This is a genomic window from Spirillospora sp. CA-128828, assembly GCF_050945415.1.
In the GTDB taxonomy this organism is placed as follows: Bacteria; Actinomycetota; Actinomycetes; order Streptosporangiales; family Streptosporangiaceae; genus Spirillospora.
The window spans coordinates 2,984,201-3,008,383 of record NZ_CP191986.1 but is presented as its reverse complement, the minus strand read 5'-3'; the positions used below and the strand labels follow the sequence as shown (position 1 = coordinate 3,008,383).

General features: G+C 71.9%; 20 protein-coding genes. 6 read left to right on the top strand and 14 right to left on the bottom strand.

Going from position 1 to position 24,183, the window contains the following annotated elements; genetic code table 11:
• The first annotated feature begins 80 nt into the window (after nucleotides 1–80).
• Complete coding sequence (locus ACQPXG_RS14970) at nucleotides 81–1,355, top strand: ABC transporter ATP-binding protein (protein WP_433468277.1); 1,275 nt, start codon at nucleotides 81–83, stop codon at nucleotides 1,353–1,355.
• Here the strand turns inward: ACQPXG_RS14970 and ACQPXG_RS14965 are convergent, their stop codons facing one another.
• A complete protein-coding gene (locus ACQPXG_RS14965) occupies nucleotides 1,356–2,765 on the bottom strand; it encodes a PLP-dependent aminotransferase family protein (protein ID WP_433468276.1) in 1,410 nt (469 codons plus the stop codon). It lies immediately after the preceding gene.
• A gap of 83 nt (nucleotides 2,766–2,848) precedes the next feature.
• On the opposite strand from ACQPXG_RS14965, the gene ACQPXG_RS14960 reads away from it, so the two are divergent.
• The gene (locus ACQPXG_RS14960) at nucleotides 2,849–3,454 is read left to right on the top strand and encodes a TIGR03086 family metal-binding protein (protein ID WP_433468275.1); all 606 of its coding nucleotides are present in this window, start codon (nucleotides 2,849–2,851) and stop codon (nucleotides 3,452–3,454) included.
• Nucleotides 3,451–3,870 (top strand): hypothetical protein, encoded by a 420-nt coding sequence (locus tag ACQPXG_RS14955; protein ID WP_433468274.1) that lies wholly within the window; start codon nucleotides 3,451–3,453, stop codon nucleotides 3,868–3,870. Before ACQPXG_RS14960 ends, ACQPXG_RS14955 begins: the two co-directional genes overlap by 4 nt.
• On the opposite strand, the gene ACQPXG_RS14950 is transcribed toward ACQPXG_RS14955, so the two are convergent.
• The gene (locus ACQPXG_RS14950; RefSeq protein ID WP_433468273.1) at nucleotides 3,819–4,211 is read right to left on the bottom strand and encodes a MerR family transcriptional regulator; all 393 of its coding nucleotides are present in this window, start codon (nucleotides 4,209–4,211) and stop codon (nucleotides 3,819–3,821) included. The genes ACQPXG_RS14955 and ACQPXG_RS14950 overlap by 52 nt on opposite strands.
• A 129-nt stretch (nucleotides 4,212–4,340) precedes the next feature.
• Here ACQPXG_RS14950 and ACQPXG_RS14945 point away from each other — a divergent pair, with 129 nt between their 5' ends.
• Nucleotides 4,341–5,210 carry an LLM class F420-dependent oxidoreductase gene (locus ACQPXG_RS14945; protein ID WP_433468272.1) on the top strand — a complete coding sequence of 290 codons (870 nt, stop codon included), beginning with the start codon at nucleotides 4,341–4,343 and terminating at the stop codon, nucleotides 5,208–5,210.
• Nucleotides 5,211–5,228: 18 nt separating this feature from the next.
• On the opposite strand, the gene ACQPXG_RS14940 is transcribed toward ACQPXG_RS14945, so the two are convergent.
• The 7 genes from ACQPXG_RS14940 to ACQPXG_RS14910 all read right to left on the bottom strand — a co-directional run bounded on the left by ACQPXG_RS14940 (nucleotide 5,229) and on the right by ACQPXG_RS14910 (nucleotide 14,826).
• Nucleotides 5,229–5,681 carry a GtrA family protein gene (locus ACQPXG_RS14940; RefSeq protein ID WP_433469971.1) on the bottom strand — a complete coding sequence of 151 codons (453 nt, stop codon included), beginning with the start codon at nucleotides 5,679–5,681 and terminating at the stop codon, nucleotides 5,229–5,231.
• Between the two features lie 80 nt (nucleotides 5,682–5,761).
• The gene (locus ACQPXG_RS14935) at nucleotides 5,762–6,967 is read right to left on the bottom strand and encodes an MFS transporter (protein WP_433468271.1); all 1,206 of its coding nucleotides are present in this window, start codon (nucleotides 6,965–6,967) and stop codon (nucleotides 5,762–5,764) included.
• Between the two features lie 33 nt (nucleotides 6,968–7,000).
• A complete protein-coding gene (locus ACQPXG_RS14930; RefSeq protein ID WP_433468270.1) occupies nucleotides 7,001–8,227 on the bottom strand; it encodes an NAD(P)/FAD-dependent oxidoreductase in 1,227 nt (408 codons plus the stop codon).
• 112 nt (nucleotides 8,228–8,339) lie between these two features.
• On the bottom strand, nucleotides 8,340–9,614 hold the full coding sequence (locus tag ACQPXG_RS14925) for a deoxyguanosinetriphosphate triphosphohydrolase (RefSeq protein ID WP_433468269.1): 1,275 nt from the start codon (nucleotides 9,612–9,614) through the stop codon (nucleotides 8,340–8,342).
• Nucleotides 9,615–9,647: 33 nt separating this feature from the next.
• Complete coding sequence (locus tag ACQPXG_RS14920; protein ID WP_433468268.1) at nucleotides 9,648–10,415, bottom strand: YdcF family protein; 768 nt, start codon at nucleotides 10,413–10,415, stop codon at nucleotides 9,648–9,650.
• Nucleotides 10,416–10,554: 139 nt separating this feature from the next.
• Nucleotides 10,555–13,251 carry a pyruvate, phosphate dikinase gene (ppdK, locus tag ACQPXG_RS14915; RefSeq protein ID WP_433468267.1) on the bottom strand — a complete coding sequence of 899 codons (2,697 nt, stop codon included), beginning with the start codon at nucleotides 13,249–13,251 and terminating at the stop codon, nucleotides 10,555–10,557.
• A gap of 366 nt (nucleotides 13,252–13,617) precedes the next feature.
• Nucleotides 13,618–14,826, bottom strand: a complete 1,209-nt coding sequence (locus tag ACQPXG_RS14910; RefSeq protein ID WP_433468266.1) for an RNA-guided endonuclease InsQ/TnpB family protein — start codon at nucleotides 14,824–14,826, stop codon at nucleotides 13,618–13,620.
• 155 nt (nucleotides 14,827–14,981) lie between these two features.
• On the opposite strand from ACQPXG_RS14910, the gene ACQPXG_RS14905 reads away from it, so the two are divergent.
• Nucleotides 14,982–16,868, top strand: a complete 1,887-nt coding sequence (locus ACQPXG_RS14905; protein ID WP_433468265.1) for a glycoside hydrolase family 15 protein — start codon at nucleotides 14,982–14,984, stop codon at nucleotides 16,866–16,868.
• A gap of 66 nt (nucleotides 16,869–16,934) precedes the next feature.
• Here the strand turns inward: ACQPXG_RS14905 and secD are convergent, their stop codons facing one another.
• The gene (gene secD, locus ACQPXG_RS14900) at nucleotides 16,935–19,199 is read right to left on the bottom strand and encodes a protein translocase subunit SecD (RefSeq protein ID WP_433468264.1); all 2,265 of its coding nucleotides are present in this window, start codon (nucleotides 19,197–19,199) and stop codon (nucleotides 16,935–16,937) included.
• 61 nt (nucleotides 19,200–19,260) lie between these two features.
• Complete coding sequence (locus tag ACQPXG_RS14895) at nucleotides 19,261–19,680, bottom strand: hypothetical protein (protein ID WP_433468263.1); 420 nt, start codon at nucleotides 19,678–19,680, stop codon at nucleotides 19,261–19,263.
• Nucleotides 19,681–19,979: 299 nt separating this feature from the next.
• Here ACQPXG_RS14895 and ACQPXG_RS14890 point away from each other — a divergent pair, with 299 nt between their 5' ends.
• Nucleotides 19,980–20,654, top strand: a complete 675-nt coding sequence (locus ACQPXG_RS14890) for a hypothetical protein (protein WP_433468262.1) — start codon at nucleotides 19,980–19,982, stop codon at nucleotides 20,652–20,654.
• Between the two features lie 106 nt (nucleotides 20,655–20,760).
• Here ACQPXG_RS14890 and ACQPXG_RS14885 read toward each other — a convergent pair whose 3' ends face one another.
• From ACQPXG_RS14885 to ACQPXG_RS14875, 3 genes are all read right to left on the bottom strand, one after another.
• Complete coding sequence (locus ACQPXG_RS14885; RefSeq protein WP_433468261.1) at nucleotides 20,761–22,149, bottom strand: glycine--tRNA ligase; 1,389 nt, start codon at nucleotides 22,147–22,149, stop codon at nucleotides 20,761–20,763.
• A gap of 176 nt (nucleotides 22,150–22,325) precedes the next feature.
• Nucleotides 22,326–23,744, bottom strand: coding sequence for a DUF1906 domain-containing protein (locus tag ACQPXG_RS14880; RefSeq protein WP_433468260.1), 1,419 nt, complete (start codon nucleotides 23,742–23,744; stop codon nucleotides 22,326–22,328).
• A gap of 130 nt (nucleotides 23,745–23,874) precedes the next feature.
• A complete protein-coding gene (locus tag ACQPXG_RS14875) occupies nucleotides 23,875–24,159 on the bottom strand; it encodes an antibiotic biosynthesis monooxygenase family protein (protein ID WP_433468259.1) in 285 nt (94 codons plus the stop codon).
• Nucleotides 24,160–24,183: the final 24 nt, after the last annotated feature.

The window sequence follows — 24,183 nt, the reverse complement described above, 5'->3', positions numbered from 1 at the left end:
CTCTTGGTGGGCTATGGACAAACGCACCGTCGCACGATGGGATGACGGACCGAAGTTCTGCCCACTCCCAGGCGGCCCCGATGACGGAAGTTGTGCTCGACGGCGTCGACAAGGTCTATCCCGGCGGGCAGGCGGCCGTCCGGAACGTCCGCCTGCGCATCAACGACGGGGAGCTCTTCGTCCTGCTCGGGCCGTCCGGGTGCGGCAAGTCCACCATCCTGCGGATGATCGCCGGCCTGGAGGAGATCACCAGCGGCGACCTGTGGCTGAACGGGATCGTCGCCAACGAGCTGCCGCCGCGCGACCGGAACGTGGCGATGGTGTTCCAGGAGGGCGCGCTCTACCCGCACCGCACGGTCAAGGGCAACATGATGTTCCCCCTGGAGGTGTCGGGGGACGACCGTGCCGAGGCCACCGCGAAGGTCGTCGAACTGGCTCGCGCGCTCGGCATCAACACGATGATCGACCGGATGCCGGGCACGCTGTCGGGCGGCCAGCGGCAGCGGGCCGCGATCGGGCGGGCGCTGATCCGCGAGCCGTCGCTGTTCCTGATGGACGAGCCGCTGTCGAGCCTGGACGCGGGGCTGCGCACCGAGCTGCGCGTCGAGATCGCCGCGCTGGTGCGGTCCACCGGCACCACCACCGTCTACGTCACCCACGACCAGGTCGAGGCCATGACGATGGCCGACCGGATGGCGGTGCTGCGGGACGGCGTCCTGGAGGACGTCGGCACCCCCGAGCAGATCTACGAGGACCCGGCGACGGTGTTCGTGGCCGCGTTCCTCAGCTCGCCGCCGATGAACCTGCTGCAGGCCACGCTGTGGGCCGTCGAGGGCGAGGGGCTGCTGCTCGACCTCGGGCCGCAGCGGCTGACCGTCCCGTGGGACGACCCCCGGGCGTCGGCGCTGATCAGCCAGCACGGCCGGCCGGTGATCGTCGGGATCCGGCCGGACACGCTGATGCCGATCGCCCCCGGCTCCCCGGCCCCGCCCGGCACCGTCCTGTCCGGGCAGGTCCGCGCGCTGGAATTCCACGGGCACGAGTGGCTCGCCTACGCCGAGGCGGGCATCCCGACGGTCGACGCGGGCGAGGTGGGGCGGCCGGAACCGGCGGAGACGTACGCGCCCGAGCGCCCCGGGCTGCGCGGCCGGCTGCGGGCGATGCTCGGGAGGGCGCCCGAGGAGGTGGACCCGGCCGAGGAGCACGCCGGCCACCACCGCCGATCCGACCTGGTGTTCCGCATCGCGCCCGGCGGCCGCCCCGACCGGGGTGACCATGTCGCCCTGACCGTCGACATCGGCCGCGTCCTGTTCTTCGACGCGGCCGGCCGGCGCGTCACGCCCGTCCACCGCTAGTCAGGCCAGGATCTCGCGCAGCCTGCGCATTCCGTCCTCGATCTCGGACGGCGTCACGGCCCCGTAGCCGAAGACCAGGCCCGGCGCGGGCGGCCCCGACACGGCGAACTCCGACAGCGCGAACAGCCCGACGCCCGCGTCGAGCGCCTTCGCGGCGATCGCGGCGTCGTCCGTCCCGTCCGGGAGGGTGGCGCTCAGATGCAGCCCCGCCTCGGACGGAGCCAGGGTGAGCCGGTCCCCGAGCAGGCCCCCGGCCAGCTCCGTGACGCGCTCGTGCCGCGCCAGGTACTCGCGGCGCGACCTGCGGATGTGCCGGGCGAGCAGGCCCTCGTCCATGAACCGGGCGAGCGCCGCCTGCGCGGGCAGCTCGGCGTGCCAGGACGAGACGTACCGCGCCATCCGGAAGGCGTGGTGCAGCGACGGCGGCGCGACGAGGAACCCCAGCCGCAGCACCGGCCGCATGATCTTGGAGAAGGTGCCCGTGTAGAGGACCCGGCCGTCCTCGTCGAGGCTCTGCAGCGGCTCGATCGGACGTCCGCCGTACCGGTACTCGGTGTCGTAGTCGTCCTCGACGATCACCGCGTCGCGGCGCCGCGCCCAGCCGAGCAGCGCCCGGCGGCGCGGCAGCGACATCGGCATGCCCAGCGGGAACTGGTGGGACGGCGTGACGTAGACGGCCCGCGCCTCGCCGGGCAGCGCGTCCACCCGCAGCCCCTCCGCGTCGACCGGCACGCCCCGGACCCGCATCCCGGCGGCGGTGAGCAGCATCCGCACCGGCGGGTACCCAGGATCCTCCACGGCCACCACGTCGCCCGGTTCGAGCAGCACCCGGACGATCAGGTCGATCGCCTGCTGGATGCCGGCGGTGACGACGATGTCGTGGCCGTTCGCCCGCACCGACCGGGAGAGGCCGGCGTGCCGGGCGATCGCCTCGCGCAGTGCGGGCAGGCCCGCCGGGTCGCCGGCGGAGGCGGGGTCCGCCAGCGACGACGGCCGCAGCAGCCCCGCCATGATCCGCCGCCACGCCTCGTACGGGAACAGCCGCACGTCGGGCAGACCGGCGCGGAAGTCCCACCTGATCCCCGGCATCCGCGGCGGCCAGGCCGACACCTCGTCCCAGATCCTCCGCGGCCGCAGCGGCGACGCGGCCGGCGCGCTCCGGGCGGCGGACCCGGTCTCCCGGACGAACGTCCCCGCGCCCACCCGGCTCGTCAGGAACCCCTCGGCGGCGAGCCGGTCGTAGGCGACGCCGACCGTGTTGCGGGAGATCGCCAGCCGTCTCGCCAGCTCCCTGGTCGGGGGCAGCGCCTCCCCCGCGCGCAGCCGGCCGTCCAGGATCGCGGTGCGCAGCTGCCCGTAGATCTGCCCGGCGAGGTCGCGCCGGCCCACCAGGCTCACGTGCAGGTCCACGGCACCGACCCTAAATCGGCTCAATCATTCTTCGCAATTTTGGACCTTTACCTGGGCCTCTCGTGGTTCCTAGCGTGGGCCGTATGGATCTGCTGACCGAACTGCTCACCACCGACTTCCGTCCACTCGACCGGAAGGCGGCCGACCTCTATCTCGGCACCGTCGCCCAGGTGAAGCCGGACGCGCTCACCCTGCCCACGCCTTGCCCCGACTGGACGCTGCACGGTCTCCTGCGCCACCAGGTCAGCCAGGACGAGGGCTTCGCCGCCGCAGCCCGGGGCGAGGGCGCACGGCTGTCCGCCTGGCGCGCAGGCGACCTGGGCGACGACCCCTACGCCGCCGCGAGGACCTCCGCCGACCTCGTGACGCGCGCCTTCGAGGACGTGGCGCTGGACGCCGAACTCGTTCTCCCGGAGATCCGGGACGGCGGCGCGTTCCCGGCGTCCCTGGCGATCAGCTTCCACTTCGTGGACCTGGTCGTGCACGCGTGGGACGTCGCGGCCGCGATCGGCGTCCCGTGGGAGCCGCCGGAGGAGCTCGTCACCGCGTCCCTCAAGGTCGCGGCCATCGTCCCCGAGGACGGCCGCGGCCCCGGCGAGTCGTTCGCCCCGTCCGTCCCCTCCACGGACGGCACCCCGCCGGAGGACCGCCTCCTGTCCCTCCTCGGCCGGTCCCCCTCATGGCGATGAGAAGCCCTTGGCGCGCCGGCCCGGCCGGCGGAGACGGGCCGGTCCTCGTCAGCGTCACCGACTTCACCTGCGCGAATCCCCTCGACCTGCCGAAGGTCTTCCGCGCGGGCATGGACCTCCGCCGGGCCTGGCCGGACCTGGAGGGCGCCGTCGGCGTCTGGCTCTGGGCCCGCCCCCTGCGACGCAGATGCGGCTCGGTCTCGGTCTGGACGGACGAAGCGGCACTGCACCGCTTCGTCGGCTGGCCCCCGCACGTGGCGATCATGCGCCGCTTCCGGAACCGCGGGACGATCCACGCCCACACCTGGGAGGCGGACCGCTTCGACCCCGCCGAGACCTGGGCACGGGCCGGGCGGCTGCTGGCTCAGGCCGAGGCGCCGGCGGGCGCGATGTCGCAGCCGGCGACGTCGCGGTAGAAGCCGATCTTCATCTTGACCTGCTCCTGCTGGATGCGCAGCGTGGCGATCTGCTCCTCCACGCGGCGGTCGTGCTCCTGGAGCAGTTCGAGCCGCTCCTGGACGGTCTCCGTGCCGCCGCGGGCCAGTTCGGAGTACCGCAGCATCTCGGCGATCGGCATCCCGGTGCCGCGCAGGCAGCGCAGCATCCCGAGCCACTGCAGGTCGTCGTCGCTGAACACGCGCCGCCCGGACGCGTTCCGCGCGATGCCGGAGAGCAGCCCGATCTTCTCGTAGTAACGCAGCGTGTCGATGCTGAAACCGCTCTTCTCGGCGGTCTCGGCGGGAGAGTAGGAGCTCACGCCGTCCAGGATCGCACCTGGAGTGCGCTCCAGGTCAACGCCCGGCTGACGGGCCCGCTTGACCTGGAGCGCACTCCAGGTCCCAGAGTGGAAGGTGACAGCCGACTACGAGAGGCGCGAGGGACGGTCATGCGCATCGGACTTCAGATACCGAGCTTCACCTTTCCCGGCGGACCCGAGCAGATCGGCCCGGTGTTCGGCCGCATCGCCCGCGAGGCCGACCAGGGCGGGCTGCACTCGCTGTGGGTGATGGACCACTTCTTCCAGATCGGCATGGTGGGCGCGCCGGAGGAGCCCATGCTGGAGGGCTACTCCGCGCTCGCCTACGCGGCCGCGCTCACCGAGCGGATCACGCTCGGCACGATGGTCACCGGCGTCACCTACCGGCACCCGGGAATCCTGGTCAAGACGGCGACCACGCTGGACGTCCTGTCGGGCGGCCGCGCGTGGCTCGGCATCGGCGCGGCGTGGAACGAGGAGGAGTCGCGGGGCCTCGGCATCGCGTTCCCGCCGACGGCCGAGCGGTTCGAGCGGCTGGAGGAGACGCTGCGGATCGCCCAGCGGATGTGGGAGGGCGACGAGTCGCCGTTCGAGGCCGAGCACTACCGGCTGGAGCGGCCCCTGAACTCGCCGCCCGCGCTGCGGCGCCCGCACCCGCCGATCCTCATCGGCGGCGGCGGAGAGAAGAAGACGCTGCGGTTCGTCGCCAGGTACGCCGACGCGTGCAACCTCTTCGACGGTGACGAGCTGCCGCACAAGCTGGACGTGCTCCGGGAGCACTGCGAGCGCGAGGGTCGCGACTACACCGAGATCGAGAAGACGTCGCTGAGCTACTTCACCAGCCAACCGTCGGTCGACGCGGCCGTGGACACCATCGGGCGGCTGGCGGAACGCGGCATCGACCACGCGATCTTCTCCCAGGGCACCGGGCAGGACCTCGCCGGCATCCTGGCCGAGGCGCACACCCAGACCGAGAAGATCGTCCCGGCGGGGCGGTGAGAGCGGGGGTCGGTGCGGCTAGGCGGCCGCGGGCGTGAACACCCACTTCTTGTACGACCAGTAGCGGAACGCCGACCCGAGGCCGACGCCTGCGAGCAGCCCGAGGTTGTAGGCGATCCCGCCGTGCAGGCCGAGGGTGTAGTAGGTGAAGCCGGTGCACAGCACCTGGATGAGCACCCCGACGCCGTTCAGCGCGAAGAAGATCGCGACCTCCCGGCCGGAGCCGTCGCTGTCCCGGTGCCGGAACGTCCAGAACCGGTTGAGCAGGTAGGACGACAGCGTGGACACCGCGGCCGGCACGACGACGCTGGTGACCGGGCTGCCGCCGAGCCACGCGCGCATCAGGTTGGCGCCGAAGATCATGATCAGAGTGCCGACGCACCCCACGAAACCGAAGCTGAGCAGTTCGCCGAGGAATGTTCGGTAGGCAGGGGTGGACGAGACCGTTTGGTCCGGTCTTGACCGCTGCATGGTGTTCACTCGCCCAGACCTTACCTGAGTAGGACATTTGCGGAGTCACAACCCCGCCACAGATCGGAATCCCCGGACGGTCAGCGTCCCGCCGTTGCGGTCGCCGGGGCGAGCACGACGATCAGGCCGACCAGGACGACGGGCACCGTCAGCGCCCACGTCAGGCCCACCCCCTGGGCGATGAACCCGATGACGGGCGGGCCGCCGAGCAGGCCGAGGTAGCCGACCCCGGTGACCCGGGAGATCCCGGCCGCCGCGGGGACGCCGGGGATGTTGCCGGCCGCGCTGAAGGTGACGGGCGCCACGACGGCGGCGCCGAGGCCGAACAACGTGAATCCGGCCACCGCCGCCGTCGGGTCGCCCGCCGCGAGGCCGAGCCCGAGGCCGAGCGCGGCGACCAGCGACCCGGCCCGCAGCACCGGGACGGGCCCGAACCGGGCCACGACCTGGTCGCCGGTGAGCCGCCCGACGGTCATCGCCACCGCGCACCCGGCGTAGCCGAGCCCCGCCACGCCGGGCCCGGTGCCGAGGTTCTCCCGCAGGTAGACCGCGCTCCAGTCGGCCATGGCGCCCTCGCCGACGAACGAGCACAGGCCGATGATCCCGAGCAGTGCCAGCGGCCACCGGCCCGAGGCCGCGGACCCCCTCCGGGAGGTCTTCCCCCCGGAATGACGCGCGCCGGGCACGTCCTCGTCCGGCTCGGGAAGGGCGTCCGCGGAACGGTCCAGCAGGCCCCGGCAGCCGAGGACCACCAGGACGGCCAGCACCCCCGCCGCGGCCGCCAGGTGCAGCGGGACCGGGACGTCCGCGTGCGCGGCGCCCGACCCGATCAGCGCGGCCAGCAGCGTCCCCACGCTGTAGGAGCCGTGCAGCCCGGACATGATCGGACGGCCGTAGCCGCGTTCCACGGCCACGCCCTGGGCGTTCATCGCCACGTCCATCAGGCCGAGCGAGGCGCCCATCAGCAGCAGGGAGACGATCAGCGCGCCGAGGTTCCCGGCAAGGCCGAGCGGGACCAGCGACAGGGCGGCGGCGACCCCGGCGGCGGTGGTCGTCGTCGCGCTCCCCCACCGGCCGACGATCCGCCCGGCGAACCGGACGGCGGCCACGACGCCGACGGGAGCGCCGAGCAGCGCGACGCCCATCGCGCCCTCGCCCAGCCCGAGATGCTCCTTGATCTGCGGGATGCGGGCGACCCAGGCGGCGCCGAGCAGGCCGTGCGCGGCGAACGCCAGCGTCACCGCGACGCGCGCCCGGCCGAGCGTCGCGATCTCGTCCGTGACCACCCGGTCGACTGTACGTGGCCTACCGGACGCGCCTCAGGCCAGTTCGGCGAGCGGCACGCCGGGGTCGGCGAGACGGGCGGTGTCCACCGGGCGCCCGGAGCGGATCAACGCCTGGACGTCCCCGGTGACGTCCCACACGTTCACGTTCATCCCGGCGACGACCCGGCCGCCCGACAGCCAGAACGCGATGAACTCCCGGCCCGGGACGTTCCCGCGGTACACGACCTCGTCGTACTCCCCCGGCGCCGCGACGCCGGACGTCTCCATGCCCAGGTCGTACTGGTCGCTGAAGAAGTACGGGAGCTGGTCGTAGACGACGTCCTGGCCGAGCATGGCGCGGGCGGCGGCGGGCCCGCCGTTCAGCGCGTTCGCCCAGTGCTCCACGCGGACCCGGCGGCCGAGCACCGGGTTGTAGGCGTTGGCCACGTCCCCGGCCGCGTAGATGTCGGGGTCGGACGTGCGCAGCGACTGGTCGACCAGGATCCCGTCCGACACCTCCAGGCCGGCCTCCTCGGCGAGCCCGCTGTCGGGCCGCACCCCGATGCCGACGATCACGACGTCCGCGGGCACCTCGGCGCCGCCGGAGGTCACCACCGCCGACACCTGCCCGGCACCCCAGAACCCGGCGACGCCCTCGTCCAGCCGCAGGATCACGCCGTGCTCGCGGTGCAGGTCGGCGAACATGCCGCCGAGCTCGGGCCCCATGGCGGCGTGCAGCGGCGTCGGCTCCGGCTCGATGACCGTCACGTCGTTGCCGTACCCGCGGGCGGCGGCGGCCGTCTCCAGCCCGATCCAGCCCGCCCCGGCGACCACCACGCGGCGGCCGCCGTGTGCGAGCGCCTGTTTCAGCGCCGCCGAATCGGCCATCGTCCGCAGGTAGTGGATGCCCTGCAGCTTGGACCCGGGCACGTCCAGCCGCCGCGGAGACGCGCCCGTCGCCAGCAGCAGCCTGTCGTAGGAGATCGGTTCCTTGGTGGACAGCCGGACCTGGTGCGCACCCCGGTCGATGGACGCGACGGACGTGCCGACCCGCAGTTCGACGTCGTGCTTGTCGTACCAGTCGGCCTCATGGACATGTGCCTTCTCGCGGGCTTCCTTGTCCAGCAGGAACCCCTTGGACAGCGGTGGCCGCTCGTAGGGCCGCTCGATCTCCGCACCGACCAGCAGCACTCTGCCCGCGAAGCCCTCCTCGCGGAGCGTCTCCGCCGCCTTCGCACCCGCCAGGCCGGCGCCGGCGATGACGAACGTCTCCTCGGGCATGGCGACCTCCTGTAGTTGACCTGTAGCTATCCCTACAGCGGCCTCTGTAACGAGACAAGGGCCACCGTCGGGCGCGTCGGGGCGGATTTCTCCCCGAACTTCGCACCGGACCTCAGTGCGCGCGTCCGCCCAGCAGGCGGTGGCGGGCCATGGCGGACAGGTCGGTCAGCGAGGCGATCTGGTCGATGACGGCCCGCAGCCGTGCCGCGTCGTCGCCGGCGTCCACGAACGCGTCGCGGAACCCGGGGTCGAGGCTGCCGGGCGCGCCGGCGAGCATCAGCTCGGCCAGCTCGGTGATCAGCGTCCGCTGGCGCGCCCTGATCTCCTCGTGGCTGATCCACACGTAGTGCGCCGTGATGCCCTTGAGCAGGGCGTTCTCCAGCCGCTGCGGCCGCGGGACGATCAGTTCCGCGGCGTACCGGGTGAGCGGCCGGTCGCCGTAGGCCTCCCGGGTCGCGGTCTCGGCGGCCATGCAGAACCGCCCGATCAGGGTGCTGGTCAGGTTCTTGAGAGCGGCGAGGCTGCGCGGGGTGCCGTCGTAGCGGTCGGGCCAGTACGGCTCGGCGAGCAGCGTCGCGAAGCACTCCTCCAGCTCGGCCAGGCCCGCGTCGGGGCAGTACAGCTTCGCCGCCGTGGCGGCGACGAGCCGGCGCTCGGCGGGATCGGCGAGCCGGACGAAGTCGATGTGCCCGGCGACCAGCGCGTCCTCCAGGTCGTGGACGGAGTACGCGACGTCGTCGCTCCAGTCCATGACCTGGGCCTCGAAGCACGTCCGGCCGGGTTCGGCGCCGTCTCGCACCCAGTGCGCCACGTCCGCGTCGTCGTCGTAGACGCCGAACTTGCCGTTCACCGCCGCGGCCTGGGGCCACGGGTACTTCATGGCGGCGTCCAGCGCGGCGCGGGTCAGGTTGAGGCCGACGCTGCGGCCGTGCAGGGGCGGGCCGTCCAGGGCGAACGACTTCGGTTCCAGCCGGGTCAGGACGCGCAGGCTCTGCGCGTTGCCCTCGAAGCCGCCGCAGTCGCGGGCGACGATGTCCAGCGCGTACTCGCCGTTGTGGCCGAACGGCGGATGCCCGATGTCGTGGGACAGGCACGCCGTCTCCACCAGGTCCGGGTCGCAGCCGAGCGACTTGCCCAGCTCGCGGCCGACCTGGGCGCATTCGAGCGAGTGGGTGAGGCGGGTGCGCAGGCTGTGCACGGTGTCGGCGGCGGCGTCCGCGCCGGGCGAGGCCACCTGCGTCTTGGCGGCCAGCCGCCGCAGCGCCGCGCTGTGCAGGACGCGGGCCCGGTCGCGTTCGAACGCCGTCCGGTCCCGGCGCTTGGGGGGCTCGGGTGCCCAGCGTTCCCGGTCGCGGCCGGTGTAGCCCTTGTTCGCGTTGCTCGTCATGTCCCTATCCAGGGTAAAGGGGCGCGAGGGGCGTCAGCGGCGCGGTGACGTGGAAGGGGCCGACGAAGGGGTCCCGGAGGGGTCGATGTGAATGCGCTTGATGGTCTCGTCCGGCACCTGGACGCTCTTGCCCAGCAGCACGTACGACAGGTACCCGCCGGTCTCCCGGACGATGTAGTGGAACTGGGTGTCGCGGGTCTGCACGCTCGGGCCGCTGCGGGTGGGCGATGCGGCGGCCTTGATGCCGTTGTCCTCGGCCATCTTCTTGGCGCGCAGCCCGTGCCACGGGTCGGTGACGATCACGCCGGACGACCAGTGGTGCCGGCCGAACTCGTCGCCGACGGCCTTCATGCTCTCCAGCGTGTCGCGCCCGACGGGGACCGCGAAGACCTTGGACGCGGGAACGCCGCCCTTCTCGATCAGCCAGGCGCGGCCGGCCCCCGCCTCGGTGTAGTTGTCGCCGGTGGCCTGACCGCCGACGGTCACGATGGCGGGCGCGACGCCGTCCCGGTAGAGGTCCAGAGCGTGCTGGAGCCGCCATTTCAGCGTCGGCGATGGCACCCCGTTGTACTGCGCGGCGCCCAGCACGATGATCGCGTCGGAGCGGGGCCGCTCGTTCTGGCGGGCCTGGTACCAGATCCGCGTCCCGACGGTGACGGGCGTCAGCACGGCGATCGCGAGCAGGCCGATGACGACGCTCACCGGGATGGTGAACCAGAGCGACCGGCGGCGCCGGCGGCGCTTGCGCGGCCGGTCCTCGGACTCGTCCGTCCCGGGTTCGCCGGGCAGAGACTCTGGCAATTCGACTTCCAACGTCATCGCATCGGCCACGTTAGTGAGATGGTCCGGCCGGCGTGCGAAGTTCGCGGTCACGGCGTGTCGCGGCGCTCACATCCGTCGCCGGCCGGTCCCCGGACCTGCGCGGACCGGCCGGCGCGGATCAGCGGCTGTCACTGCCGCCCGCCGCGTTCGCCGCCTCGATGGCCGCCCGCCCCGCCTCCAGCCGGGCCACGGGGATGCGGAACGGCGAGCACGAGACGTAGTCGAGGCCGACCTCGTGGCAGAAGTGGATCGAATCGGGGTCGCCGCCGTGCTCGCCGCAGATGCCGAGCTTGATGCCGGGCCGCGCCTTCCGGCCCTCCTCGGCGGCGATGCGGACGAGCCGCCCGACGCCCTCCCGGTCGAGGGTCTCGAACGGCGACACCCCGAAGATGCCGAGCTCCAGGTAGCGGGAGAAGAACGCCGCCTCGACGTCGTCGCGGGAGAAACCCCAGGTGGTCTGGGTGAGGTCGTTGGTGCCGAAGGAGAAGAACTCGGCGGCCTCGGCGATCTGCCCTGCGGTCAGCGCGGCCCGCGGCAGCTCGATCATGGTGCCGATCAGCGCCGGTACGTCCACCCCGGTGGACTCCCTGACCCGGTCGAGGATGCCGCGCGCCTCGTCCCGGACGGCCTCCAGCTCCTGGACGGCGCCGACCAGCGGGATCATGATCTCCGGGCGCGGATCTCCGCCGGCCCGCCGGCGCGCCGCCGCGGCCTCGGCGATCGCGCGGACCTGCATGCCGAACAGACCGGGAATCGCCAAACCGAGCCGCACACCGCGCAGCCCCAGCATAGGGTTCTGCTCGTGCAGTCGGTTGACTGCGTCGAGCAGTCTCCGGTCCTTGGCGTCCGCGTCGTCGCCCGCGAGCGCGACCCTGACCGACAGCTCGGTGATGTCGGGGAGGAACTCGTGCAGCGGCGGGTCGATGAGCCGGATCGTGACGGGCAGTCCGTCCATGGCCTCGAAGATGCCCTCGAAGTCGCTCCTCTGCAGCGGCTCCAGGGCGTCCAGCGCGGCCTGCCGCTCGGTGTCGTCCTCGGCGAGGATGAGCTCCTCGACGAGCTGCCGCCGGTCGCCGAGGAACATGTGCTCGGTGCGGCACAGCCCGATCCCGGCCGCGCCGAACCGGCGGGCCCGCGCCGAGTCCTCCGGGTTGTCGGAGTTCGCGCGCACCTTCAGCGCGGCCCGCGAGTCGGCGTGCTCCATGACGCGGTCCACCGCCTTGACGAGGTCGCTGTCCCCGGCCGACAGCCGGCCCTCGAAGTACTGGACGACGGGCGAGTCCTCGACGGGCACCTCGCCGAGGTAGACGTCGCCGGACGACCCGTCGATCGAGATGACGTCGCCCTCGCTCACCGTGACGCCGCCGGGGGCGGTGAAGTGACCGCTCTTGACGTCGACGTCCAGTTCCTCGGCGCCGCACACGCACGTCTTGCCCATGCCGCGGGCGACGACGGCGGCGTGCGAGGTCTTCCCGCCGCGGGACGTCAGGACGCCCTTGGCGGCGACCATGCCGGAGAGGTCGTCCGGGTTGGTCTCGCGGCGGACGAGGATCACGTCCTCGCCCTGCCCTGCCAGCTCCACGGCCCGTTCGGAGCTGAACACGGCCTTGCCGACGGCCGCGCCGGGCGAGGCGTTCATGCCCTTGGTGAGCCTCTTGACGCCGTCCACCTTGCTGGCGAAACGCGGGAACATGAGCTGGGCGAGCTGGTCGCCGGTGACGCGCCTGGCGGTCTCGTCCAGGTCGATGAGCCCCTGGTCGAGCAGCTGGCAGGCGATCCGGAACGCCGCGGCGGCGGTCCGCTTGCCGACCCGGGTCTGCAGCATCCACAGCTTTCCGCGCTCGATCGTGAACTCGATGTCGCACATGTCGCGGTAGTGGTTCTCCAGCGTCTCCATGATCTCCAGGAGCCGGTCGTAGGACGCCTTGTCGATCCGCTCCAGCTCCGTCAGCGGGACGGTGTTGCGGATGCCGGCGACGACGTCCTCGCCCTGCGCGTTCTGCAGGTAGTCGCCGTAGACGCCCTGCTGGCCGGACGCGGGGTCGCGGGTGAACGCGACGCCCGTCCCGGAGTCCATGCCCATGTTGCCGAAGACCATCGAGCAGATGTTCACGGCCGTGCCGAGGTCGGCCGGGATGCGCTCCTGGCGCCGGTACAGGATGGCGCGGGGCGCGTTCCACGACTTGAACACCGCCTCGACGGCGAGGTCCATCTGCTCGCGCGGATCGTCCGGGAAGCCCCGGCCGGCCTGCTCCCGGACGATGGCCTTGAACCGGTCGACGAGCTCCTTGAAGTCCTCGGCGGTCAGGTCCACGTCGTCGTCGCTGCCGCGGGCCCGCTTGGCGTCCTCGACGGCCTCCTCGAACAGGTCGCCGTCGATGTCCAGGACGGTCCTGCCGAACATCTGGATCAGCCGGCGGTAGGAGTCCCACGCGAACCGCTCGTCGCCCGCCTGAACGGCGAGGCCGTGCACGGACTCGTCGTTCAGCCCCACGTTGAGGACGGTCTCCATCATGCCCGGCATGCTGAACTTGGCCCCGGAACGTACGCTGACCAGGAGCGGGTCGTCGCTCTGGCCGAGCTTCTTGCCCATCGCCGACTCCAGGTCGGCCAGGTGCCGGTTCACCTCGCCCGCCAGCCCCTCGGGCAGGCTCCCGTGCTCGAGGTAGTACCGGCAGGCCTCCGCGGTGATCGTGAAACCGGGGGGCACGGGCAGGCCGAGGTTGGTCATCTCGGCCAGATTGGCGCCTTTGCCGCCCAGCAGATCTTTGAGGTCCTTGTTTCCCTCGGTGAAGTCGTACACGAACTTCGGCACGGGGAGCTCCTTCTCGCTCCGGTTCCCAGCGGCAGTTCCGGACCCGCCCGCACGGGGGCGCGCGGCACGCGTTCCCCCAGGCGGCAGCGGGTCCGCCGCCCTGTTTGCGGGGACTGTACCCGCGAACTCAGGACATGCTCGGCGCCCGGTGTGCCGCGCGGTGTTCTCCCAGCTCAGACCCCGGATAATGGTCTATTCCAATAGGTCTATTCCACTGCGGAGACCGGGGACGCACACGGGCCCGGACGCCCGTCCGGGAACAGCTCGCACCAATGACATACCCACTGCGCGGGAGAGGGAATGATGGATCAAGGAGGTGAGGTTTTGACTTCTCCCCGGGCCGAAGCAGGGGGATTCCCGGACGGCCTACGGCCGTCCGCCGCCTGCGCGACCCGGATCACTCCGGGGGGCTTCCTGCTTCGCCGCCGACCGCGTCCGGGAGGTCCCGGCCCGTCTCACATCAGCTCCACAGGCCGACACCGAAAGTCCTTCGGCCAGGATGTTCTTGGCGGCGTTGACGTCCCGGTCGTGCCGGGTGCCGCAATCAGGGCACGTCCAGTGCCGGGTGGAAAGGCTCAGCCGGGCGAGCAGATGCCCGCACTGCGAGCACGCCTTGGAACTGGGGAACCAGCGATCGATGACCACGAGCCGACGTCCCCACTGGGCCGCCTTGTACTCCAGCAAGGTACGGAAGGTGCCCCACCCACAGTCGGAGATGTGCTTGGCGAGGCGGCGGTTGCGGACCATTCCGGCGACGTGAAGGTCTTCGATCACGATCACGTCATAGCGCCGTGTGAGCTCGGTCGTGGTCTTGTGCAAGAAGTCCTCGCGGGCGCGCTGAACCTTGCCGTGGGCGGCAGCGACCTTGCGTGCGGCCTTCTTGCGGTTGGCGCTACCCCTGCACTTGCGGGCCACGCGCCGCTGGTACCGGGCCAGGTTGCGCTGCTTGCGCTCCAGGTGGCGCGGGTTGGCGATGCGTTCTCCGTCACTCGTCACGGCGAAGTCGTTGATGCCCAGGTCCAGCCCGGCGTGGCTACCGGTCATCTCCAACGGGTCACGGTCGTGAGCGTCGACGGCGAACGACGCGTGCCACATGCCGTCCGGTTCGCGGGACACCGTCACCGTGGTCGGATCGATAGAAGCGGGGTCGATATGGTCCCAGGACCACACGAACCGCAGCGGCCCGGACATCTTCGCCAGGAACAGCTCAGCATCCCTGTACCGGAAAGCCGACCGGGTGTAGGTCGCCGATTGGCGGCCGTTGCGAGACTTGAACCTCGGGTAGCGGGCCCGCCCGGCGAAGAAGTTGACAAACGCCGTGTACTGGTGCCGCAGCGTCTGCTGGAGCGGGACCGAGGACACCTCGCACAAGAACGCGAACCCCGGGTCGCGTTTCAGCTCGGTCAGGTACCGGTCGGTCTGGGCGTAGGAGGTCGTCGCGCGTTCGACCCGGTAGCGTTTGGTCCGCCATTCCAGGACCTCGTTCCACACCTTGCGTACGCTTCCGAACGTGCGGTTCAGCAGTACCGCTTGTTCGGGGGTGGGATAGACCCGCACCTTGTATGCCGTACGCATGTTCGAACTTTACGACAGAGCTTCATGATCTATAAGCGTTTTCGGAAGGAGCGGTTCATGCACCCTGCGCACTCGGGGCCGTCCCGTCGGGGCGGCTCCGAAGGGGGCCAGGTTCCTCTCCGGTCCAAGGACCGGGGGATCACCTGGAGGTCCAGGTGAGACCGAAGGTCGCCGGCGGCCGGGCTGCGGATCCGTTCGCCCCCATAGCCGATTTCGGATTCCTGTCCGACTGCGAGACGACCGCCCTGGTCGCGCCGAGCGGCAACATCGAGTGGATGTGCCTGCCGAGGATGGACTCGCCGAGCGTGTTCGGCTCCATCCTGGACCGCGACGCCGGCTATTTCCGGGTCGGCCCGGCGGGCGTGGAGGTGCCCGCCGCGCAGCGCTACATCCCCGGCACCATGGTGATGGAGACCACCTGGTGGGTGCACGGCGGCTGGCTCGTGGTGACGGACGCCCTGCTGATGGGGCCCTGGCACCACGAAACGGAACGGTCCCACACCCATCGCCGGGCGCCCACGGACTACGACGCCGACCACGTCCTGCTGCGGATGGTCCGGTGCGTGAACGGGCAGGTCCAGGTCCGGCTCGACTGCATGCCGGTGTTCGACTACGGCCAGACGCCCGCGCGCTGGGAGCACACCGGCTCCGGCTACCACGAGGCCGTCGCGCGCGGAAACGGAGTCGGGCTGCGGCTCACCACCGACATGAACGTCGGGTTCGAGGGGTCGCTCGCCACCTCCCGGACGCTGCTGAAGCAGGGCGAATCCCGCTTCGTGGCGCTGTCGTGGAGCGAGCACGAGGCGCCCTCGTCCTGGGAGGACGCACAGGAGCGGCTCGTCTGGACCGTTCACCACTGGCAGCACTGGCTGGACCGGGGCCGCTTCCCCGACCACCCGTGGCGCAGCCACCTGCAGCGCAGCGCGCTCACCCTGAAGGGGCTGACGTTCGCCCCGTCCGGCGCGGTGGCGGCCGCGGCCACGACCTCGCTGCCGGAGACGCCGGGCGGCGACCGGAACTGGGACTACCGCTACACCTGGATCCGCGACTCCACGATGGCGCTGTGGGCGTTCTACACGCTCGGCTACGACTGGGAGGCCAACGACTTCTTCTACTTCATCACCGACGTCGCCGAGGCCGCCGAGGGCAAGCTTCAGATCATGTACGGGCTGGACGGGCGGGAGGAACTGCCCGAGTCCACGCTCGAACATCTCACCGGCTACGACAACGCCCGCCCCGTCCGCATCGGCAACGAGGCGTACATGCAGGCGCAGCACGACGTGTGGGGCGCGATCATCGGCTCCATCTACCTGTTCGTGCGGCGCCGGGACCGGCTGGACGACCGGCTCTGGAAGATCGTCGTCCGGCAGGTGGAGGACGCCCTCGCCAACTGGCGGACGCCCGACTGCGGCATGTGGGAGGTGCGCGGCGAACCGCAGCACTTCACCTCGTCCAAGATCTTCTGCTGGGTGGCGGCCGACCGCGGCGCCCGGCTCGCCCGGGTCCGCGGCGACCAGGAGCGGGCGCGCCGCTGGCAGGCGGCCGCCGACGAGATCCACGCCGACGTGCTCGCCAACGCGCTGGACGAGCGGGGCGTCTTCACCGCCCACTACGGCGCGACGGCGCTGGACGCCTCGGCGCTGCTGATCCCGCTGCTCGGCTTCCTGCCCGCCGACGACAAGCGGGTCCGGGAGACCGTGCTCGCCATCGCCGACGAGCTGTCGGAGGACGACCTCGTCCTGCGCTACCGGGCCACGGAGACCGACGACGGCTTCGAGTCGGAGGAGGGCACGTTCACGATCTGCTCGTTCTGGCTGGTCAGCACCCTGGTGATGATCGGTGAGCTGGAGCGGGCCCGGGCCCTGTGCGAGAAGCTGCTCTCCTACGCGAGCCCGCTGCAGCTGTACGCCGAGGAGATCGACCCGCACACCGGCCGTCACCTCGGCAACTTCCCGCAGGCGTTCACCCACCTGGCCCTGATCAACGCGGTCATGCAGGTGATCCGGGCCGAGAACGACGAGCCCCAGCCGCCCCTGGCCTGACCGGCCCGCGTGGCCGGGTCCCTTCCCGGCCACGCGGTGCCCGCCCGGCGGCGGCGCCGAGCGCGGTCAGACGACGGCGCCTGAGCTGTCGGATGTGCGGTGGACGGGCTTCGCCTTCGCCTGGGGCGGCGGGGCCTTCGCGTAGCGCTCCAGGACGACGGCGAGCGGCGTCGCCGTGAAGACGCTGGAGTAGGTGCCGACGACGATGCCGATCAGGAGCGCGACGGCGAAGTCGGTCAGCGAGTCGCCGCCGAGGAAGGCCAGCGCCGCCAGGATGAACAGCGCGCCCATCCCGGTGTTGATCGTCCGCGGGACGGTCTGCAGGGTGCCCCGGTTCGCGATGTCGGCGAACCGGCCCTTCGGGTTCGCCGCCCACATCTCGCGGACGCGGTCGAACACGACGACCGAGTCGTTCACCGAGTACCCGATGATGGTGAGCAGCGCGGCGAGGAAGACCCCGTCGATGGGCCTGCCGAGCCACGCGAAGATCCCGGTGACGATCGTGATGTCGTGGAACATGGCGATGACCGAGCCGGCCGCGAACGTCCAGCGGAACCGGATCGTCAGGTAGGCGAGTTGCACCAGCAGGGCGACGCCGAGCGCGATGAGCGCCTTGGTCCGCAGTTCGCTGCCGAGGCTCGGGCCGATCAGCTCGTCGCGCTGCTTGGTGGCGCCGCCGCCCTTCTCCGCGAGGGCGTCATGGACGCGCTTCTCCTCCGCGTTGGTCAGGCCGGCCGTCCGGACGGAGATGTCGTCCTTCCCGGACGTCTGGACGACCGCGCGCGGGAAACCGGCGTCGGCGACGGCGGCACGGGCCGTGTCGATGTCGACGTGCCTGCTCGTGGAGTACTCGACGAGGCGCCCGCCCGTGAACTCCACGCCGAAGTTCAGCCCGCGGCTGAAGATCCCGGCCGCCGCCAGGACGACCGCGAGCGCCGAGATCCCGAGCCACAGCCGGCTGCGTTTCATCAGGTCGGGGCCGCTGTTCTCCAGCCACCGCCGGATCCGCCCGGCGCCGGCGAGGCCGCCGGCCCTGCCCTTGCTGAGCCTCGGCATCCGCGCGGCGGCCGCGTCGGTGAGGACGCGGCTGAGCAGCATCGCGGAGACCAGGGAGCCGAGCACACCGATGGTCAGCGTGACGCCGAAGCCCCGGACGGGGCCGGAGGCCAGGAAGAACAGCAGGCCGCCGGCCAGCAGCGTGGTGACGGCCGAGTCGGCGATCGCGGACCACGCCTTGGTGAACCCGACCGCCAGCGCCGCCCGCGCGCTGCGGCCCGGGGCGGCGGCGCGCTCCTCCCTCGCGCGTTCGAAGGCCAGCACGTTCGCGTCGATCGCCATGCCGATGGCGAGGACGAATCCGGCGAGGCCCGGCAGCGTCAGCGTCGCGCCGACGGCGACGAGGGCACCGTAGGAGATCAGGGCGTATCCGGCGAGCGCGACCGTGGCGAGCAGGCCGGCGAGCCGGTAGACGGCCACGATGAACAGGCCGGTGAGGACGATGCCGATGACCGCCGCGCGGGCGCTGGCGTCGATGGCCTCGTCGCCGAGCGTCGGGCCGACCACCCGCTGCTCGATGATCTTCACGGGGACGGGCAGCGACCCGCCCTGGATGAGCGCCGCGAGATCCTTGGCCTCGCCGGCGCCGAAGTCGCCGGTGATCTGGGTGGAGCCGCCGGTGATGCCGACCCCGCACGGCACGCTCTCGGTCACCTGCGGGGAGGAGATCACCTTGCCGTCCAGGACGATCGCGACGCGCCGCTCGTCACCGGCCGCGCAGGCGGCCTTGGCGGTGATCTTCTCCCAGGTCCGGCCGCCGTCGCCCTTGAACTTGACGTTGACGGCCCAGCCGCCGGTGTTCTCCGGGTCGTAGGAGGCGTTCGCCTCGCCGACGCCGGCGCCGGTGAGCGCGGCCGGGCCGATGAGGACCGGCCGCCCGCGCTCGTCCGGGAGCAGCTGCTGCCCGCTGCCCGCCTTGCCGGTGTTGGGCAGCACGGGGTGGGCGGTGAGCTGCGCGGTCTTGCCGATCGCGGCGGCGGCGCCGGCCGGGTCCTGGACGTCCGGCAGCTCGACGATCAGCCGCCGGTCGCCGGACCGGGTGATGGACGACTCGGCGACGCCCAGCGCGTCGACGCGGCGGTGCAGCACCTCCCGGGCACGGTCGGTGGACTCCCGGTCGGCCTTCACCGTCGGGGAGTCCTGCGTTTCGAGGACGATCTGGGTGCCGCCGCGGAGATCGAGGCCGAGGCGGGCGGGTGTGGACCAGGCGAAATAGAACGATGTGGCGAGCACGGCGAACGCCAGTACCGCCCGCACCACGTTGGCGCGAGTCAAAGGGAACCTCCACACGGGGGATTCGGCACCGCACGTCGGCGCGCGGTACCGGGGACAGAACTCAGATCCGTGTGGAAGCGGGTGGTGCGCGCCCGCGCGGCACGCCCCAGGGGACGACGCCGGCCGACGCGTGCGCGGAGCCGGGCCGGGTGACCCGCATGGCCGGTGGCCGGACCTCGACGCCGGACGCCGGAAGCACCGCGTGGGCCGTCTGGGCGTTCGGTGCCGCCGCGCCCGCGACATGGAGCGCGACAGCGGTGATGACGACCTGGACCCGGCCCGGGCCGCGCGGCTTGGTGGAGATCCGGGTGCGGGCGGGCGCGCTCTGGACCGGCGCGGTCCGGGCACCGGAGATCGTCCCGGTGGAGGGCGTCCCGCCGTGCGCACCGGCGCCGGCGGGCCCCGTGACGAAGCCGAGGAGGCCCAGCGCGACGATGAGCAGCCGGACGACGGACGGGACGGGGCGGCGCGAGTCGCGCATGCCGCCTCCTCCCCGATCGCCTGCGGAGCGTCCGCCCGGCCGTTCCCGCCAACCTAGCCCAGGATCGCCGGGATGCGGATGCCCTTCGCGCTCAGCGGGCGGACCACGGTGGAAAGGGCACGTCAAGACGGGGCGGCGTGACAAAGACCTTCCCCACCCCCGTTCGTACGGCCTTACCAGCAGACACTGGCGCGTGTCCCAATCCGGCCAGGCCGCATTCGGCCGCCATCCATTGCCCGGACCTCATACGCGAATTACTTTCGCGTATGCCCACCCCGAACCGGACAGAGGAGTTTCCGGTGGCACGTATCAGACAGACCGCGATCATCGGGACCGCCGCCCTGGCCGTCCTCGCCGCGGGCATCGCGCCCGCGTCGGCCGCGACCACGACGGTCCGCAAAGGCTCGGCCACGGCCGACGCCTACTCCGGCAACGTCCAGGCCTCGCTGCTCGGCACCGCCACGGTCTCGACGTCGATCGGCAGCGGTTCCTGCACCGAGTCGACGATGACCGGGTCCATCAACTCCGACGGCAGCAACCTCAGCGTGAGCAGCGCCACCTTCAGCGGCGACGGCGGCGGCCCCTGCACCGGGAGCACGAGCGCGACGATCGAGACCCAGAACCTGCCCTGGGCGGGCGGCAGTGTCGCCTACGACGCCGGGCACACCGGCGGCCGCGACGCCACGGTCACGATCGCGAACTTCAGCGTGAAGGCCACGGTGAACATCTTCGGCGGCATCACCTGCCAGTTCGGCGGCAACCTGACCGCCAACGGCTTCAACGGCGACAACGCCTCGCGCCCCGACACGAGCAGCTCCGAGGCGCAGGTCGGCGTCCAGAACGCCCAGGTCAGCAAGACCGGCGGCAGCTTCCTCTGCCCCTCCACCGCCACCGTGACCGCGAACTACGCGCTGAAGGGCGAGACGGCGGCCGGATCCGGCACCTACGACCAGTCCCTCTACGTCACGGGCTGACGGGCGCTCCCCGGGAAGAACGCTCCCACGAGGACACGCTCCCTGACGCTCCCAGAAGCGGGCCGCCCCACGACCGGGGGCGGCCCGCAGCGGTGCCGGGCGGGTGTCAGCAGCCGACGAGCTGCGCGGCGAGGAACGCCTCGACCTGGCCGATCGCGATGCGCTCCTGGCTCATCGAGTCGCGCTCCCGGACGGTGACCGCGTCGTCGTCGAGGGTGTCGAAGTCGACGGTGACGCAGAACGGGGTCCCGATCTCGTCCTGGCGGCGGTAGCGGCGGCCGATGGCGCCGGCGTCGTCGAAGTCGACGTTCCAGTTGCGGCGCAGCCGCGCGGCGAGGTCGCGGGCCTTCGGCGACAGGTCGGCGTTGCGCGACAGCGGCAGCACCGCGACCTTCACCGGGGCGAGCCGGCGGTCGAGCCGCATGACGGCCCGCTTCTCCAGCTTGCCCTTGGCGTTGGGCGCCTCGTCCTCGGCGTAGGCGTCCATCATGAACGTGAGCGTGCAGCGGTCGACGCCGGCCGCGGGCTCGATCACGTACGGGGTGAAACGGTCACCGGACTCCTGGTCGAAGAACGACAGGTCCGCGCCGGACGCCTTGGAGTGCGTGGTCAGGTCGTAGTCGGTCCGGTTGGCGATGCCCTCCAGCTCGCCCCACTCACTGCCGACGAAGTCGAACTTGTACTCCACGTCCACGGTGCGCTTGGAGTAGTGCGACAGCTTCTCGGCCGGGTGCTCGTACAGCCGCAGGTTCTCCTTGCGGATGCCGAGGTCGACGTACCACTGCATGCGCTCGTCGATCCAGTACTGGTGCCATTCCTCGTCGCTGCCGGGCTTGACGAAGAACTCCATCTCCATCTGCTCGAACTCGCGGGTCCGGAAGATGAAGTTGCCGGGCGTGATCTCGTTGCGGAACGACTTGCCGATCTGCCCGATGCCGAACGGCACCTTGCGGCGCGCGGACTGCTGGACGTTCAGGTAGTTGATGAAGATGCCCTGCGCGGTCTCGGGACGCAGGTAGGCCAGGCCGGACTCGTCCTCGACGGGGCCGAGGTAGGTCTTCAGCAGGCCGTTGAACATCTTCGGTTCGGTGAAGGAGCCCTTCACGCCGCAGTTCGGGCAGGAGATGTCGGCCAGGCCGTTCGCCGGCGGGCGGCCGTGCTTCTCCACGTACGCCTCCTCCAGGTGGTCGGCCCGGAAGCGCTTGTGGCAGGACTGGCACTCGGTGAGCGGGTCGACGAACGCCTGGACGTGGCCGCTGGCCTCCCAGACCTCGCGCGCCAGGATGACGCACGAGTCGAGGCCGACGATGTCGTCGCGGCCCTGCACCATGGACTTCCACCACTGGCGCTTGACGTTGTTCTTCAGCTCGACGCCGAGCGGCCCGTAGTCCCAGGACGCGCGGAGCCCGCCGTAGATCTCGCTCGACGGGTAGACCAGCCCCCGCCGCTTGGCGAGGTTGACGATCGTGTCCAGCACATCGGAACGGCGTGCCATGAAATATTCTCCATCCGGCTGGCGGTCGGCGGGACAGTGAGTGCGCCCCCGGTCCCGCGCGGGAACGGCGGGCGGCGGCGAGTGTGATCCCCGGTGATGTGCCCCGGCGCGGTCGTCGCCGGCGCCGGAGAGTGCTCCCAGCTTAGGGCACCGGGGCGGCTGAGCAGGCCCGAGTGCTAGTAGACGCGCCCATCGACGATGTTGCTGTCGATGTTGAGCCGCACGCCGCCGTGCCTCTCCTTGTGGGCTCCGCGGTACTGCTTGATGCGGCGGTGCGGGGACCACCAGTGGTCCGGCAGGAACGGGTCGCCGTAGACATCGGCGCGGCCGTCCCAGTTGGCGAACCAGACGCAGGCGGGCCTGCTGATCTGCGCCCGGCCCACGTCCCGGATGCCGGACTTGGCGCTGCTGTAGAGGCAGGGCTGGTAGCCCTCGGCCTGCAGCCGGTCGACCCACTTGTCCACGAACCGAAGGACCGCGGCCTTGCACGCGCTCTTCTTGTGGTTGTACGCCTCCATGTCGAAGTAGATCGGCCTGCCGTCCGGAATGCCGAGCGCCCGGGCCTTGCGGGCAGCGTCCACGGCGGACCTCGCTCCCTCCGAGGCCGCGTTCTTGGCGGTGAAGCGCTGCGGGCGGCTGCCGCAGGGGGCCTGAAGGCCGACGTAGGTGGGGGTGATGCGGTAGCCCATCCGGCGCACCTGTTTCACCCAGGAGGCGGTGAGGTTCGGCTGGGCGCATCCACGCGCCGCGCCGCCGATGTAGATGTTGGTGACCTTGAACGAGGGCCGCCACGCCTTCATGGTGGCGAGGGAGGGGGCCGTGCAGGTGTCGAACCCCTTGCCGCGCACCCACGGGCGCTCCAGCGCCTGGTCCGGCACCGTCCCGTTGCCCGGTGCCGCGCCGGCGCCGTCCGCCGCACCCGCCTCGGACGGCGTGCTCTGACCGAACGGCGTGTCCGGAACGCGCGGCGTGCTCTCGGCGAGCGGCGCGCTCTGGTCCGGCGCCTCGGGCGTCGTGGTCGCCATCCGGCGGACGTCGGATCCGGGCGGCGCGGCGGAGAGGCGCGGTGCGGCGGTCCAGCTCGCGGACAGCCGGGCGCCGCGCAGCATGCGCTGGAGCCGCCCGGGATCCGACCCGTACACGCCGGTGATCGTGACCCCGGCCTCGGGAAGGGCGAGGCGCGTCTCGTGGTCGACGGTCGGCGCGACGACGAGGGAGGCGAGCTTGTCGCCGCGCACGACCGTCCGCGCGGCCCGCCCGTCCCCGGCCGGCTCGATGTGCACGGCCTCGGTGCGGCCGACGACGCGGGCCGGGCAGTCGGGCTGCGGCCCGGGCCGGCCGAGGTAGACCGCGTGCCGGTCGTAGCGGACGCAGCGGGCCGGGTCCCGGTCGAGCCGGTGCACCTCCCAGCCCGCCGGCACGGGGACGCGCAGGCCGCGGTACTCGACGACGCGCGGGCCCTCCAGGCTCCCGGCCGGGCCGGTCAGCGCGGCGGGCCGGTGGGACGCCGGCCGCCCGGGGACCGTCCCGGCGACGGCGAGGGCGGCGGCGACCGCGCCTCCGGAGAACACGCTGAACAGGACGGCGCGACGCATCACATCTCCCCCGGCGGACCACGGCATGATCGTGTGCGGCAAGGATGACCATGGCCGGGGTGCCCGAAACCGGGGCAGGACGCTTCTTGCCCGGCGGTTTCCCGCATTCTGAAGGTGGCCGCCGCGGGGCTCAGGCGGAGCTGACGACCTCGTAGGCGCCGGGTTCGTCCACCGCCAGGGCGGCGAGCGGCATGAACTGGAGCCGGACGCCGTACTCGCCGAGCGCTCGGCGGTAGTGCCCGGCGCCGTCCCATTCGGTGACGAGGGCCCACAGGCCGGGGTCGTCGACGGTCCTGGCGAGGCGGCCCGAGCGGAAGCCGGGGCTCGCGGACAGCGCCGTCAGCACCGCGGTCATGCCCTCGGCGAAGCGGTCGGACTCCTCGCCCGGCACCCGGTACCGGGTTATCGCGATCATCCGTCCATCCTGGCAGTACGTTGG